Source organism: Pseudomonas sp. NPDC090592 (assembly GCF_044769185.1).
Lineage (GTDB): Bacteria > Pseudomonadota > Gammaproteobacteria > Pseudomonadales > Pseudomonadaceae > Aquipseudomonas.
In genome coordinates this window covers 45,179-60,385 of sequence record NZ_JBIVXJ010000036.1, presented here as the reverse complement: position 1 = coordinate 60,385, position 15,207 = coordinate 45,179, and the positions used below count along the sequence as shown (strand labels likewise).

Here is a 15,207-nt window from a genome sequence, read left to right as displayed (position 1 = left end):
GCCAGACCGAGGCGGTCACCTACAACATGGACCAGTACACCGTGGTTGACCTGCTGGCTTTCTACAAGGTCAACGAACACGTACGCCTGAACCTGGACGTGAAGAACGTGTTCAACAAAGAGTACGACGAGGGGGCGTTCAACCTTTACGCCTACCCTGGGGCACCTCGGACAGTGCAGGCCGGCGTCGCCTACACGTTCTAAGCGCGGCGGGTGCGGTCACCAGCAGCTACCGACCTTTCTGTAGCTGTTGGTGACTGGCTTGCACTGACGTTACGCCAGATCACCCTCGATGATGATCATTTCCCGGCTTGCGGCGCGTAATGCATAGCCTTTGGCTTCGGTGTAGGCGGGGTCTGCATAGCAAGCCTTGGCCAGGGCCAGGCTGGGGAACTCGACGGCCAGGACGCGGCTGCTGGTCAGGGTTTCCACGACCTGGTCAGCGTCGAGCACCTTGACCTTGGCCTGATACTTTTCACTGATGGGCCCCCATAGACGGGCATACTCGCTTTGCGCCTCGGCATCGGCGACGGCTGAGCCGAAGATGATCCAGTAACCTTTCATGCATGCTTCTCCAACGTCTCTAGTGGTGCTGTGTAAGTGCTTGCCGTTCACTGGCCATAGCGGCCTACGATCGACTGCGCTGCCAATGTCTTGCCTTGGAGTTTCGCCAACAACTCGTCCCGGTTCAAGCTGGGTGGGAGGACGCCCGGAGCCAGGGTGGTGGCTATGACGGTCAGGGTGTAGTGGTGCGGGTGATCGCTGGCAGGCGGGCACAGCCCGCGGTAAGCCTGCTCGCCGCTGACGTTCTTGCCGACAGTGATGCCGGGCAGGCTGCGCTGGCCATCTCCTTCACCGATGGACCCGCGCCGGGCGTCGATGTTGTAGGCGACCCAGTGAGAAACACCCAGCCCTTTCTGACCATCGGGGTCGTGCATCAATATTGCGATGGAGGCTGTGTTGGCCGGCGCATTGTGCCAGCTCACCTGAGGCGTGAGGGCGTTGCCAGACCCGCACTCGACACTGGTGCCGGCCTGCCGCTTGCTGATGATGTCACCGTCCTGGTAAGACGTTGAGCTGATTTCGAATCGCTGGGCATGTGCCATGCTTGAACCCAGTGTCAGCGCTAGCGGTACGATCCAGGTCAGGCTGCTGCCAATCCATTTGTGCATCATAATACTCCAGTATCCCAATCGTTCGGCGTCAATGATTGAATATTGGGGTGGATATGTGCAAACGCTTTCGCGTGAAAATTGTCGCGCACCGACCGGGCTCAACCCAATTCAGTGCGCTGCTCAGCGATTCTGGCCTCATGCGCAGCCTTCAAGCGGCTTACGTGGTCCAGGTGTCGGCGCAGGTAATCGGCCGCCGCTTCACGTTGGCCGGATTCGATCAGGTCAAGGAGTTCGATGTGCTCGCGGCATTGCTGGATCAGTCGCGGCCTGTCGACGTTCGCCTTGTACGCCATGAAGCGGCGCAGTTGGTTTTGTCGGCGGATGGATTCCAGGAAAAACGGGTTACCCGAGCAGCGCACAATCAGTTCATGCAACTGCGCGCCGATCTGGAACAACTGAGAACGGGACAGCGTGAAAATCTCGCCGGCGAGCAACGATTCCTGGACCTTGCGAGCCTTGGCGAAAGCGACCTGGTCCACTTGATAGCCAGGCTCGAGCAAGGCCGCCGGCTCTACCGCCATGCGAAAGCGGTAGCTCTGAATGTGAGCGTCCGTGTCATGCAGGAAAGCATTGGTGCTCCAGCCTTGACCGGGGTTGCGTTCGATCATGCCTTCACGAGCCAGGCGGTTGAGCACCTTGATGATCTGGCCGCGCGGCACTGCGTATTTGCGCATGAGTTCGGCTTCGAAGAAGGACGCGCCGATGTCTCCGGCCAGCACATCATCCACCACCCGTAGGTAGAAGTCTTCGAAGGTGTCCACCTCCAGGGGCAGTTTGCCCGTGTCGACACTACGCGCATCACAGGTCAGAAAAAAACCACGGTTAGGTTCCTTGACCGCCAGCCCCAGTTCCTCCAGCAGTGCGAAGCCACGGCGAATAGGGGACCGGGACACTCCCAGCTCCTTGGCAAATGCCTCTTCACGCAGGGGGTCTCCCGAGCGCATCGAGCGGGCTCGTGCCATGTCGAGAATCCTGGGCGCCAATTGGCTGGCAAGATCCTTGCGGATAGGGGAGGTCAGGGTCGTCAATGCAGGGTATCCGGCAGAAATTTTGTCCATCAAAGCCTGCATCACTATATCGCATCGGTGCCTACGAAGCATGGGTGCCATCCGTCAGCGGAGCGCGAAGATACATTTGAATGACAACATTGCACTTGCATTTACAAAAATGCAGGTCCAAAGTGAGTGCTGCCATCGTTCAACACGGCGTCAGGATCGCGAGCAGCGCTTGCGATTGGAGCGATCAGCGTAGATTGTACTGCGTTGGTTGTTGGTACAATATTGGGCACATTTGCCCATTGGCTGTTGCTGCTCCCTACAAAAATACAAAAGGAGTAAACGTCTATGTCCAAACGAATCGCTTATGTCACTGCCGGTATGGGTGGCCTGGGCACCGCGATCTGCCAGCGGCTGCACCGGGATGGTTTCAAGGTCGTCGTCGGCTGTGGCCCAGACTCCCCCCACAAGACGCAATGGCTGCTCGAACAGCAGCGTAAAGGTTTCGACTTCATCGCCTCGGAGGGCAATGTCGCAGACTGGGAGTCCTGCAAGTCCACCTTCGACCGTATCAAGCAGGATATCGGCCCGATCGATGTGCTGGTCAACAATGCCGGTACGGCTTGCAATGTGGTGTTCCGCGACATGCAGCCGAGCGACTGGGCGACGGTGATCGACACCAACCTCAACTCGCTGTTCAACGTGACCAAACAGGTCATCGATGACATGGTGTCGCGCGGCTGGGGGCGGGTAATCAATATCTCGTCGGTCAATGCCCAGCTGGGCCAGGTTGGCCAGGTCAACTATTCGACCGCCAAGTCCGCGATCCGTGGCTTTACCCGGGCGCTGGCGCGTGAAGTGGGCTCGCGCGGGGTCACGGTGAATACGGTTTCTCCAGGCTTCATCTCCACGCCTAAGCTGAAGTCCATCACCAGTACCGCCATGATGGACCGTCTTATCCACGACATTCCTGCCCGTCGGCTCGGCACCCCTGAAGAAATCGCTGCCATCTGCGGCTGGCTGGCATCCGACGAGTCAGGCTATGCCAATGGTGCGGACTTCTCGCTCAATGGCGGGTTGCACATGAGCTGACGACCCGTCGCTCAGAACCTTGATGCGCCCGTTACGGCGCTGACCCACAACAATAATTGTATTTCAAGTCAAGGTGGTACAAATGCTGTCACTTCTTGGATACGGCATGATCGTGACCTTCATGGCCCTGATCATGACCAAGCGCCTGTCACCTCTGGTGGCCATGACCACGGTGCCGATCCTTTTCGCGCTGATCGCGGGCTTTGGCCCGGACATGGGCGACATGATGATCGAAGGCCTGCGCAAGGTCGCGCCAACGGCCATCATGGTGATGTTCGCCATTCTCTACTTCGGCCTGATGTTCGATACCGGCCTGTTCGATCCCATCATCAAGAAATTCATCCAGTTGATCGGTGGCGATCCGATGAAGGCCGTGGTGTTTGCCGCATTGCTGGCAGGCCTGGTGTCGCTCGACGGTGACGGTTCGACCACCTACATGATCACGGTCACGGCCATGTTGCCGTTGTTCAAACGCATGCGCCTGGATCCGCTGGCGTTGACCTGCGTGGTGATCCTTGCGGCCAGTGTCACCAACCTGCTTCCGTGGGGCGGGCCGCTGGCGCGTGCCGCTGCTTCGCTGCAGGTCGAAACCTCCGAATTGTTCCTGCCGCTGATTCCGACACTGATCATCAGCTTCCTGGGCGTGCTGCTGCTGGCCTGGTTCATCGGTACCCGCGAGCGTCAGCGGCTGGGACGTTTGCCGCAGTCGCTGGGTGCAGCCGCGACCGTGTTCGACGATGCCGACAACGAAGCAACACCTTCGCTGTCCGAAGAAAACGCCGAACTGCGCCGCCCCAAGCTGTTCTGGCTCAACGCTGCGCTGACCATCGCTTTGATGGCCGGCCTGGTCATGGAAATCCTGCCATTGGCGATCCTGTTCATGGTGGCGTTCTCTATCGCGTTGGTGATCAACTACCCGCAGATGCAAGACCAGCGTCGACGCATCTCCGCGCATGCACCGACTGCACTCAACCAGATCGCGATCTTCCTGGCGGCAGGGATTCTCGCCGGCATTCTGTCCGGTACCGGCATGGTGGATGCGATGTCCAAGAGCTTCCTCAACATGCTGCCGGCGGAGTGGGGCCCATACATGGCGCCGATCACTGCACTGGCCAGTATCCCGGGGACGTTCTTCATGTCCAACGATGCCTTCTATTATGGTGTGCTGCCGGTACTGGCCAAGGCGGCCGAGGTGTACGGCATTACCCACGCCGAAATCGGCCGGGCTTCGCTGGTCGGCCAGCCGATCCACCTGCTCAGCCCGCTGGTGGCCTCGACTTATCTGCTCTGCGGCCTGGCTGGCGTGGAGTTCAGCGACCACCAGAAATACACGCTCAAGTGGGCATTTGCCCTGTGCATGGTGATCATGTTCGTGGCCATGGCTTTCGGTCTGTTCCCATGGAGCGCTGGCTGACAACCAACAGATGTGAACGGCGCCTCATCAAGCCCGTTTAGACCCGCCTCTATCAATCAGCGCATTCGATGCGCTGATTGTTTTTTCGGCGTCGATAATCCTGGCACGTTCGAAAACGCCCAGTCTTTTGAGCTGCGCTGTCGCGCAGAGCACCGAGTTTGCAAGCCAGCCCCACAGGGATCGCATCAGGGCTGACAGGTGTTGGCCACTAGATATGCAGCGCCTGGGAGATCGAGCGCCGCCCGCGCGGCGCATCGCGAGCAAGCTCGCTCCTACATCTGTTTCGGTCCAATCATTCCTATGGGGGATGCGCGCGAACGCTTTGGCGCATGGCTCGATATCGCGTCGAACGAACAAGGCGGTCGCGCGCGCATGGCACAGGCGTTACTGGCCCGAAACAAATGTAGGAGCGAGCTTGCTCGCGATGCGCCGCGCGGGCGGCGCTCGATCTCCCAGGCGCAGAAGATGCCGTGGCGAGCACCTGGCAACCCTTATGCCATTGCAAGAAACCATAGAATCTCCCACAGGGACTGCGCAAAGCTTGAGATTTGCGCGGCACCTGTGGGAGCTGGCTTGCCGGCGATGGGCTGCCCAGCAGCCCCGATGTGCCTTATAGGCTTGACTGGCATTAGGGCTCGCCCGCTCTCATAGAACTGCACATAACTCGCTGATTTAGCGTGGACCCTGTGGGAGCGGGCGAGCCCGCGAACACCGGCACAGCCGGTGCCATGCACCGCGTTGGATTCTTCGCGGGCGCGCCCGCTCCCACAGGGTACGCGGAGCACCCAGCATCAGTTTTCTGCGCGACAGCGCAGCCCGGAAGGGCTGGGTGATCTCCCACAGGAATCGCGCAGCGCTTCAATTTTTGAGCAAGACAGTCGCTCCTACCAGACCTCGCCAAATCGCAGAGCGCAAAAAAAAGGGGCTGCAGTGCAGCCCCTTTTTTTACCGGATGTCGAACTCAGTCGGACTGGGCCAACTGATCACAATCACTTTCCGCCGTGGTTTTTTCACGGCGAGTGCGCATACGGATATTCAGCGCCTCCACGGCCAGCGAGAAGGCCATGGCGAAGTACACATAGCCCTTGGGAACATGAACGTCGAACGCTTCGGCGATCAGTACGGTACCGACGACGACCAGGAAAGCCAGCGCCAGCATCTTCAGGCTTGGATGGCGTTCGATGAACGCGCTGATGCCACCTGCGGCCATCATCATCACCATCACCGCGACGATGATCGCTGCCACCATGACAGGTACGTTCGAAACCATGCCCACTGCGGTGATGACCGAGTCCAGCGAGAACACGATATCGATGATCGCGATCTGTATGATCGTGGCGATGAAGCCTCGGCCAATTCCGGCGGTTTCGCTGGCTTGCTCCTCTTCGCCTTCCAGGCTCTGGAACATTTCCGTGCTGCTCTTGTACAGCAGGAACAGCCCGCCAAAGAACAGAATCAGGTCGCGCCCGGAGATACCCTGACCGAACACTTGGAACAGATCGCGGGTCAGTCCCATGATCCAGGTAATCGACAGCAGCAGCAGGATGCGGGTCACCATCGCCAGGGCCAGGCCGAAGAAGCGGGTGCGCGCACGCATATGTGGCGGCATGCGCCCGACCAGGATTGCAATCATGATGATGTTGTCGATGCCCAGAACAATCTCGAGGGCTGTCAGTGTAAAGAAGGCAACCCAGATCTCTGGGCTGGTAAGCCATTCCATATCGTGTACCTGTCAATGTAGAAGCCCGGCGCTGCGGGCAGGAGGATAAAAAAGGAGGCGGACCCGCTGGGGTACCGCCTCAAAGATGCGCAGTAGCGTCACCGTGGAGCACGTCATCGATGGCATGGCAGGGTGACCAAACCACTGCCCGTTCATCGATGACCTGATGGTCCCTGTCGACCGATCAGTCAGTGAGCAGTGATCGACCCTCCATCTGTTCGGGTTTCGGGAGGGCCATCATCTGCAAGAGGGTAGGGGCAATGTCGCATAGCCGCCCATTCGCCAGACGGGTGTTGCGGGTGTCCCGGCCCACCAGGATCAGCGGTACCGGGTTCAACGTGTGCGAGGTGTGGGCCTGACCTGAATCAGGGTCCATCATCTGCTCGACATTGCCGTGGTCGGCGGTGATCAGGCACTGGCCGTTGACCTTGAGAATGGCCTCCACCACCTGAGCCAGGCAGCCATCCAGTGCTTCAACGGCGCTGACGGCGGCGTCGAATGAACCGGTGTGACCGACCATGTCGCCGTTGGCGTAATTGCATACCACCAGGTCGAAACGCTGGCTTTCGATGGCATCGACCAGTCGCTCGGTCAGCTCGGGGGCACTCATCTGCGGCTGCAGGTCATACGAGGCGACCGCAGGCGAGGGGATCAGGATCCGTTCTTCGCCAGGGAAGGGGTGCTCGCGCCCGCCGTTGAAGAAAAATGTCACATGGGCATATTTCTCGGTTTCGGCGATTCGCAGTTGGCGTTTGCCCAGGCCAGCCAGATATTCGCCCAGGCTGTTGGCGATTTCTTGCGGTGCGAATGCGCAAGGGCAGGGTAGGTCTTCGGCGTATCGGGTCAGGGTCAGCAACTGGCTTGCTGGCATCACCAGCGGGCGCTCGAAGCCATTGAAACCGGGCGCAATCAGCGCCTGGCTCAGTTGGCGAGCACGGTCCGGGCGGAAATTCATGAACAGCAGGGCATCCTCGGGCTGAACCGGCGCCGGCTCACCGATGATGGTCGCACTGACGAATTCGTCGCTCTCGTCCCGGGCATAGGCTTGGGCCAGTGCGGCGCTCGCCGACGCCGCATGGAACTCGGCTTGGCCCTGCACCATGGCACGGTAGGCTTTTTCCACCCTCGGCCAACGGTTGTCCCGATCCAGCGCGAAGTAGCGGCCGACCACAGTGGCAATACGGCCATGCCCCAGTTCGGCCAGCACCCCTTCCAGCGCCTGGATGGATTCAGCGGCGCACTTGGGGGGTGTGTCTCGCCCGTCGAGGTGCGCATGCACGAAGAACCGCTCCACCCCCAGTCCTACCAGGACTTTGCAGGTGGCCAGAATCTGGTCGATGTGGCTGTGCACACCGCCTGGCGACAGCAGCCCCATCAAGTGTACGGCGCCGCCGCGCTGCCGGGCCTGCTCCACCAGTTCAAGCAGGGCCGCATTGCGCGCGAACTCGCCACTGGCAATGGCCTGGTCGATGCGGGTCAGGCTCTGATACACCACGCGGCCCGCACCCAGGTTCATGTGCCCGACTTCGGAATTGCCCATCTGGCCTTCGGGCAGCCCCACGGCCAGGCCGCTGGTGGCGACCTGGCTGTTGGGGTAGTGCGCCAGCAGCGCATCCAGATTAGGTGTGCAGGCGGCGGCCAGGGCATTGGACTCGCGCGCCTCGCGCAAGCCGATGCCGTCAAGGATGATCAGTGCACGGGTGCTCATCGCCAGGCCCTCAGAAGATGTAGTCGGTGGTGAGGAAGGTCGACTCGCGGTTGCCGATGATCTTGCTGATCAGCTCCTTGTTGGCACCCTGGAACTTGGTGGCGACCAGCGTGCGGATGGAGAAGACCCGCAAGGCGTCATGCACCGACAAGGTACCTTCGGCACTGTTCTTGCGACCGTTGAAGGGGTAGCTGTCCGGGCCGCGCTGGCACTGGGCGTTGATGTTGATTCGGCCGACCTGGTTGGCGAAGGCGTCCACCAGGCGCCCGACTTCGGCGCTGTCGTTGCCGAAGATGCTCAACTGCTGGCCGTAGTCCGAGTCGAGCACGTAGTCGATGACTTTATCCAGGTCACGGTACGGGACCACCGGGACGATAGGGCCGAACTGTTCTTCGTGGTACACGCGCATGTCGGCGCTGACCGGGTACAGCACCGCCGGGTAGAAGAACGAACCGCGAATGGCGCCACCGCCGGCATTGACGACCTTGGCCCCCTTGGTTTCGGCATCGGCCACCAGGGTTGCCAGGTAGTCGGTCTTGCCCGGCTCAGGCAGTGGTGTCAGCGCAACGCCTGGCTCCCAGGGCATGCCCGGCTTGAGGGCAGCAACCTTCTGATTGATTTTTTCGAGGAAGGCGTCAACCACGTCCTCGTGTACGAACAGGATCTTCAACGCCGTGCAGCGTTGACCGTTGAACGACAGTGCGCCGGTGACTGCTTCTTCCACGGCATTGTCGAGATCGACCTGAGGCAGCACGATGCCAGGGTTCTTCGCATCCAGCCCCAGGGCGGCGCGCAGGCGGTGCGGGCGGGGGTGCAGCTTTTTAAGGTCGCTGGCTGCCTTGTGGGTGCCGATGAAGGCGAAGACGTCGATCTTGCCGCTGGCCATCAGGGCGCTGACCGTTTCCCGGCCGCTGCCGTAGATCACGTTGATCACACCGGCCGGGAAGCTGTCGCGGAACGCCTCGAGCAGCGGACGGATCAGCAGCACACCGAACTTGGCCGGTTTGAAGACCACGGTGTTGCCCATGATCAATGCCGGGATCAGCGTGGTGAAGGTTTCGTTCAGTGGGTAGTTGTAAGGGCCCATGCACAGGGTAACGCCCAGCGGCACGCGGCGAATCTGGCCCAGGGTGCCCTGCTCCAGCTCAAAGCGGCTGGAGCGGCGGTCGAGGTCTTTCAGGGCGTTGATGGTGTCGACGATGTAGTCGCACGTACGGTCGAACTCTTTTTCGGAGTCCTTGAGGTTCTTGCCGATTTCCCACATCAGCAGCTTGACCACCGCCTCGCGCTGTTTGCGCATGCTGGCGAGGAAGGTTTCGACATGCTGGATGCGCTCGGCCACGCGCATGGTCGGCCAGGCGCCCTGGCCGTTGTCGTAGGCCTTGACCGCCGCATCCAGCGCGACCAGTGCGGTGTTGGCGTCCAGCAAAGGCGCGCTGCCCAGTACCACCTGGCGATCTTCGCCAGCGTCCGTCAGGTAGACCGGACTGCGTACAGTCACTACAGGGCCGCCCCAGTGACGCAGTTGGCCATCCACCAGGTACTCGCGCTGTTCGATCGGCTCGCCAAGTCGATAAGCTTCGGGTACTTGCTCGGTGGTGGGGAAGAGGGTGCCGAGAGGGGAAATCGTATTCATGCTTCTACCTTTTTATGTTTCTTGTCTGAGGCGCACTTTGCGCGGGGATGTCAGGCTTGGGCAGCTTTGCAAATCGCGCCGAAAGCTGCAGGATCCAACGAAGCGCCACCGATCAGCCCGCCGTCGATATCGGCTTGCTCGAACAGCTGCGCGGCGTTGTCGGCCTTTACGCTGCCGCCGTAGAGCAGAGGTATGTCAGCGGCAGCCACGGGATCATGCTCGGCCAGCAGTTCCCGGATGTAGCGATGGACCGTCTGGGCCTGCGCTGGCGTTGCGGTTTCGCCCGTGCCGATTGCCCACACCGGCTCGTAGGCGATAACGCCCCGCGCCAATTGTGCGATACCCACCTGGTGCAGGACGGTGCGCAGCTGGGCGCCGATCACGGCGTTGGTGTTGCCGGCACGACGCTGGTGGATGGTTTCGCCCAGGCACAGCACCGGGACCAGGTTCGCGCGCAGCGCCGCTTCGAACTTCATGGCGACCAGCGCATCGGTTTCGCCATACAGGCTGCGGCGCTCGGAGTGGCCAACCAGTGCGTAGTTGCAACCCAGGTCCGCGAGCATTTCTCCGCTGACTTCTCCGGTGAAGGCACCTTCAGTGCGCTCGCTCAGATTCTGCGCTCCAAGGGCGACTGGGGTTTCGCCCAGCAGGTCGCAAACCTGAGCCAGGTAAGGCAGCGGTGGGCAAATGGCAATTTGCACGCCCTCCAGCCCCTGCAGTACGGGCAAGAGTCCACTGATCAACTGGGCGTTCGCGGTGCGAGTGCCGTGCATTTTCCAGTTGGCGATTACAAGTTTTTCGTTCATCTGCGATCTCCTGCGTCAGCCACGGTCTGCGAGCAGCGCTGCGGCGCAGTAGGGCGCCTCGCCTGTCAGGGCTTCTTCGATGCGTAGCAGCCGGTTGTATTTGCCTACACGGTCGGAACGGCACAGCGAGCCAGTCTTGATCTGCCCGGCCCGGGTGCCCACCGCAAGGTCGGCGATGGTGGTGTCTTCGGTTTCACCAGAACGGTGAGAAATCACCGCGTTGTAGCCGGCCTGTTGGGCGAGGCGAATGGCATCGAGGGTTTCGCTGAGCGTGCCGATCTGGTTGTACTTGATCAGGATGGCGTTGCCGACGCCCTGGGCGATACCCTCGCACAGGATCGACGGATTGGTGACGAACAGGTCATCACCGACCAATTGCGTGCGCTCGCCCAGCGCCTGGGTCAGCAGTGCCCAGCCCTGCCAGTCGCTTTCATCCATGCCGTCTTCGATCGACAGAATCGGGTACCGGTCGCGCAACTGGCTCAGGTACTCGGTGAAGCCGGCGCTGGAGAAGCGTTTGTTCTCCCCGGCCAGTACGTACTCACCGTCTTCGAAGAATTCGGAGGCCGCACAATCCAGCGCCATGCTGATATCGACGCCCACCAGATAGCCCGCTCGCTCAATGGCCTCCCGGATCACCACCAACGCTTGCTCGTTGGAGTCGAGCGATGGTGCGAACCCACCCTCGTCTCCCACTGCGGTATTCAGGCCGCGTTCGGACAGGACTTTCTTCAGGGTATGGAACACTTCGGCGCCCATGCGCAGTGCTTCGCGGAAGCTCGTAGCACCAATCGGCTGAATCATGAACTCCTGAATGTCGACATTATTGTCGGCGTGTTCGCCACCGTTGATGATGTTCATCATCGGTACTGGCATGCTGAACTGGCCGGGGGTGCCGTGTAGCGCGGCGAAGTACTCGTACAGTTCCTGGCCGTTGAACTGAGCGGCAGCTTTGGCAGTGGCCAGGGAAACCGCCAGAATGGCATTGGCCCCAAGCTTGCCTTTGTTCTCTGTACTGTCCAGGTCTATCAGCGCTTGGTCGATAGCGCGCTGATTGCGGGCATTCATGCCGCGCAGGTGGTCGGCGATGGTCAGGTTGATGTGCCCGACGGCGTTCAGCACGCCTTTGCCGTGATAGCGCTTGCCGCCATCACGCAGTTCAAGCGCTTCCCGGCTGCCGGTCGACGCACCTGACGGCACGCTCGCTACGCCTCGTTGGCCACCGGCGAGCGTCACCTGCGCTTCCACCGTAGGGTTGCCACGCGAATCCAGGATTTCGCGGGCGATGATCTGGGCGATGCTGGCGTCGTTATCTGTCACGGTGGCGGTCTCTTGTGCGCTGGCGATGGCGAGCAGTTCCTGCTGCTCTGCGTATTGCTGGCGGATATCGAAGTCACGCGGCCATGTATCCTCGGCCGGGTGATCCTGTGCAGCGTCTTGTCTCGACTGGCTCATGTGCGCAACATCCTCCTGCTCAGCGGATTTCGTCGCCTACGCGTAACACGCGCAAGGTGTTGGTACCGCCTTGAGCGTGGGCGTGATCGCCTTGCGTAATCAGCACGTGGTCACCGGCGCTGACTACACCTTTTTCGACCAAGGCCTCGACAGCTCGCTGATGCACTTGCTCGAACGAAAGGTGTTCGGTGCGCAATGGCAGGGTCTGCACGCCTCGGAACAAGGCGACGCGGGTCTGCGTGCGCGGATTGTCGGAGCAGGCGTAGATCGGCAGGTGCGAACGGATACGCGACATCAGGCGCGGGGTGTCGCCGCTTTCCGTCAGGCTGATGATGGCCTTGACGCCGTTCAGGTGGTTGGCGGCGTACATCGCTGACAGCGCGATGGTCTCGTCGATGCGCTGGAACACTTCGTCCATGCGGTGCTTGGAGCGCTGGGCCTGAGGGTGACGCTCGGCGCCGGCAATGATGCGCACCATCGCTTCTACCGTCTGCACCGGGTAAGCGCCGGCAGCCGTCTCGGCAGACAGCATCACGGCGTCGGTGCCGTCGAGCACGGCGTTCGCCACATCGAACACTTCGGCGCGGGTGGGCATGGATTGGGTGATCATGGTTTCCATCATCTGGGTCGCGGTGATCACCACTCGATTGAGCGAGCGCGCGCGGTCGATGATCAGCTTTTGCACCGCTACCAGTTCGGCATCACCAATTTCCACACCCAGGTCGCCGCGGGCCACCATAACGCCTTCGGAGGCTTCGATGATGGCATCGAGTACCTGACGATCAGCAACCGTTTCCGCGCGTTCGATCTTGGCGATCAGGCCCGCTTCACCGCCGGCTTCCAGCAGGAGCCGGCGGGCAAGGTGCATGTCCGCAGCATCGCGAGGGAACGATACGGCCAGATAATCCACTTGCATCATGGCTGCGGTGCGAATGTCTTCGCGATCCTTGTCTGTCAAGGCCGAGGCTGAAAGACCACCGCCTTTGCGGTTGATGCCCTTGTTGTTGGACAGTGCGCCGCCAATCAGTACTTCACAGACCAGGTGATGGGCGTGGGCTTCCAGCACCTGCAATTCGATTCGCCCGTCGTCGAGCAGCAGGATATCACCCGCATTGCTGTCGTTGATCAGGGCTTCATAGTCGATACCGACCGCTTCGGCGGTGCCGGCGTGCTTGTCCATTTTCGCGTCGAGGATGAAGCGCTGGCCCTTTTGCACCCACACCTTGCCTTCGGCGAAGCGGGCAATACGGATCTTCGGGCCTTGCAGGTCAGCCAGGATCGCCACGAAGCGGCCATGCTTGCGCGCCATCTCGCGTACCCGCTCGGCCCTGGCCAGGTGCTCGTCAGCCGAACCATGCGAGAAATTCAGGCGCACGACATCCACTCCGGCTTTGATCAGGCCCTCAATCGCTTCTGGCGACTCGGTGGCAGGTCCAAGGGTGGCAACTATTTTTGTTCTTCGCTGCATGGCTCAGATTCCTTTAAAGCGTACTTGTAGGTGTAAAAAGGCAATCATAACAATCACATGGCGGCCCGCTCCAACCGGGCACGAAACTCAGCTCTCACAGCTTTATTACGAAATAAAGCGGCATCGAGTGGCTGCCCGGGCAGCCATGGAAGGTGGTTTGTCTGCTGAAGAAAGATTGGCATATTGACACTTACAAATGCAATGTTATTTTTGGAGCTCGTCGCACGGGCGAGCGGTCCTTTCTGGCACTGCCTGCCAGCGCCTTCCCCGTGTCGAGGTTGCGTCCGCGTGGCGCATGGCTTGTTTAGATCCACAACAAAAAAGCCCGGCAATGGCAGGCATGGGCACCAATTTCTAAACCAGGAAAATTTGAAGATGCATCCAGTAACCCAGGGTTTTACCGCGCTTGCCGTCTCGCTCGCCTGCGCCATGGCGCAAGCTTCGGAGCAGTCAGAATCAGAGGGTTTCATCGAGGGCAGCAGCCTTCGTTTGCTCAACCGCAACTTCTACTTCAATCGCGACTTCCGTGACGCCGCCCCCGGGGACCAGAGTTATCGGGAGGAGTGGGCGCACGGCATCATGGCGTTCTACGAGTCGGGGTTCACTCAAGGCACTTTGGGCTTTGGCGTGGATGCCTTCGGGCTGCTGGGGCTCAAGCTGGACAGTGGGCGAGGGCGCTCAGGCGCAGGCCTGTTGCCGGTAGACAGCGATGATCGGCCTGAGGATGACTATTCCAGTGCTGGCGCTGCTGTGAAGGTGCGTGTGTCCAATACCGAATTGCGTTATGGCAACATGCGTACTGAAGCCCCCGTTTTCGCAACCGGCGATTCCCGCTTGTTGCCCGAGACGGCTACAGGCTTGTTGCTGCAGAGCAAGGAAATCGAAGACCTTGACCTGCAGGCTGGTCATTTCACTGCTTACAAGCTACGTAACTCGAGCAATCAGGACGGCGATCTCTACCTCAACTATGGTGAGGGACGCATAGGGCGATCCATCGATTTCGTCGGTGGGACCTACGCGCTCAGCAAGCAGCTCAGCGCCAGCTTGTACGCGTCGGATTTCGAGGAGACCTGGCATCAGTATTACGGCAACCTGAATTATGTGCTGCCACTGACCGATACCCAGGCACTGGACTTCGATGCGAACCTTTATCGAACCCGCGACAGCGGCAAAGCCCTGCAGGGCGAAATCGACAACACCACATACAGCCTTGCACTGGGTTACACCTTCGGCGCCCACAAGCTGACACTCGCCCACCAGCAGGTCGACGGCGACACGCCGTTCGACTTCGTCGGGGGTGATTCGATCTTTCTCTCGAACTCGGTCAACTACTCTGACTTCAACGGCGCCAACGAGCGCTCCTGGCAGGTACGTTACGACCTGGATTTCGCCGGTTACGGTGTTCCAGGCTTGAAGTTTTCTGCCCGCTACGTCCGGGGTGACCACATCGATGGCAGCAAGGCCGACCCTTTCGGGGGGTACGCGGGGCTGCAGGGGGAGGACGGCAAACATTGGGAGCGTAACCTCGACCTGCGCTATGTCGTGCAGTCCGGCGCGGCCAAGGACCTCTCGCTGCGCTTGCGCCATACCACGCACCGGGCCAACGAGGCCCAGGCTGAGGGGAACGTGGATGAAGTTCGGGTAATCGTGGAATACCCGCTCGAGCTGCTCTGACTCATCTGATGGGGAGTCGATCGATACCAGGGCTGCGTGCAGGCCTGGTATCGGCTCAGGCTGCC

The 15,207-nt window shown here is 60.6% G+C and carries 13 protein-coding genes; 4 read left to right on the top strand and 9 right to left on the bottom strand.

All coding sequences use genetic code 11. From position 1 onward, the window contains the following. The coding region (locus ACIQUI_RS24800) for a hypothetical protein (protein WP_403203286.1) at positions 1-203 on the top strand (203 nt) is incomplete at its 5' end. Positions 204-272: 69 nt separating this feature from the next. On the opposite strand, the gene ACIQUI_RS24795 is transcribed toward ACIQUI_RS24800, so the two are convergent. From ACIQUI_RS24795 to ACIQUI_RS24785, 3 genes are all read right to left on the bottom strand, one after another. Next, entirely contained in the window at positions 273-563 is a 291-nt protein-coding gene (locus ACIQUI_RS24795) for a DUF1330 domain-containing protein (protein WP_391137425.1), read from the bottom strand. Positions 564-610: 47 nt separating this feature from the next. Continuing rightward, a complete protein-coding gene (locus tag ACIQUI_RS24790; protein WP_403203285.1) occupies positions 611-1,171 on the bottom strand; it encodes a YbhB/YbcL family Raf kinase inhibitor-like protein in 561 nt (186 codons plus the stop codon). Between the two features lie 101 nt (positions 1,172-1,272). Further along, entirely contained in the window at positions 1,273-2,232 is a 960-nt protein-coding gene (locus ACIQUI_RS24785; protein ID WP_403203284.1) for a GntR family transcriptional regulator, read from the bottom strand. Positions 2,233-2,517: 285 nt separating this feature from the next. Between ACIQUI_RS24785 and phbB the strand changes: the two genes are divergently transcribed. Then, on the top strand, positions 2,518-3,261 hold the full coding sequence (gene phbB, locus ACIQUI_RS24780; protein ID WP_391137434.1) for an acetoacetyl-CoA reductase: 744 nt from the start codon (positions 2,518-2,520) through the stop codon (positions 3,259-3,261). Positions 3,262-3,343: 82 nt separating this feature from the next. After that, positions 3,344-4,675 carry a CitMHS family transporter gene (locus ACIQUI_RS24775; RefSeq protein ID WP_400724583.1) on the top strand — a complete coding sequence of 444 codons (1,332 nt, stop codon included), beginning with the start codon at positions 3,344-3,346 and terminating at the stop codon, positions 4,673-4,675. Positions 4,676-5,636: 961 nt separating this feature from the next. Here ACIQUI_RS24775 and ACIQUI_RS24770 read toward each other — a convergent pair. From ACIQUI_RS24770 to pyk, 6 genes are all read right to left on the bottom strand, one after another. Then, positions 5,637-6,395, bottom strand: coding sequence for a TerC family protein (locus tag ACIQUI_RS24770; protein ID WP_391137892.1), 759 nt, complete (start codon positions 6,393-6,395; stop codon positions 5,637-5,639). A gap of 184 nt (positions 6,396-6,579) precedes the next feature. Beyond that, positions 6,580-8,103: a 2,3-bisphosphoglycerate-independent phosphoglycerate mutase gene (gpmI, locus tag ACIQUI_RS24765; protein ID WP_403203283.1), complete on the bottom strand. Its 1,524-nt coding sequence runs from the start codon at positions 8,101-8,103 to the stop codon at positions 6,580-6,582. Between the two features lie 10 nt (positions 8,104-8,113). Next, positions 8,114-9,739, bottom strand: a complete 1,626-nt coding sequence (locus tag ACIQUI_RS24760) for an NADP-dependent glyceraldehyde-3-phosphate dehydrogenase (RefSeq protein WP_403203282.1) — start codon at positions 9,737-9,739, stop codon at positions 8,114-8,116. Between the two features lie 50 nt (positions 9,740-9,789). Further along, positions 9,790-10,545, bottom strand: a complete 756-nt coding sequence (gene tpiA / locus ACIQUI_RS24755) for a triose-phosphate isomerase (RefSeq protein WP_403203281.1) — start codon at positions 10,543-10,545, stop codon at positions 9,790-9,792. A gap of 15 nt (positions 10,546-10,560) precedes the next feature. After that, on the bottom strand, positions 10,561-12,000 hold the full coding sequence (eno, locus tag ACIQUI_RS24750; protein WP_403203280.1) for a phosphopyruvate hydratase: 1,440 nt from the start codon (positions 11,998-12,000) through the stop codon (positions 10,561-10,563). Positions 12,001-12,019: 19 nt separating this feature from the next. Further along, positions 12,020-13,468: a pyruvate kinase gene (pyk, locus tag ACIQUI_RS24745; RefSeq protein ID WP_403203279.1), complete on the bottom strand. Its 1,449-nt coding sequence runs from the start codon at positions 13,466-13,468 to the stop codon at positions 12,020-12,022. A 375-nt stretch (positions 13,469-13,843) separates the two neighbouring features. Between pyk and ACIQUI_RS24740 the strand changes: the two genes are divergently transcribed. Next, complete coding sequence (locus tag ACIQUI_RS24740) at positions 13,844-15,142, top strand: OprD family porin (protein ID WP_403203278.1); 1,299 nt, start codon at positions 13,844-13,846, stop codon at positions 15,140-15,142. Positions 15,143-15,207: the final 65 nt, after the last annotated feature.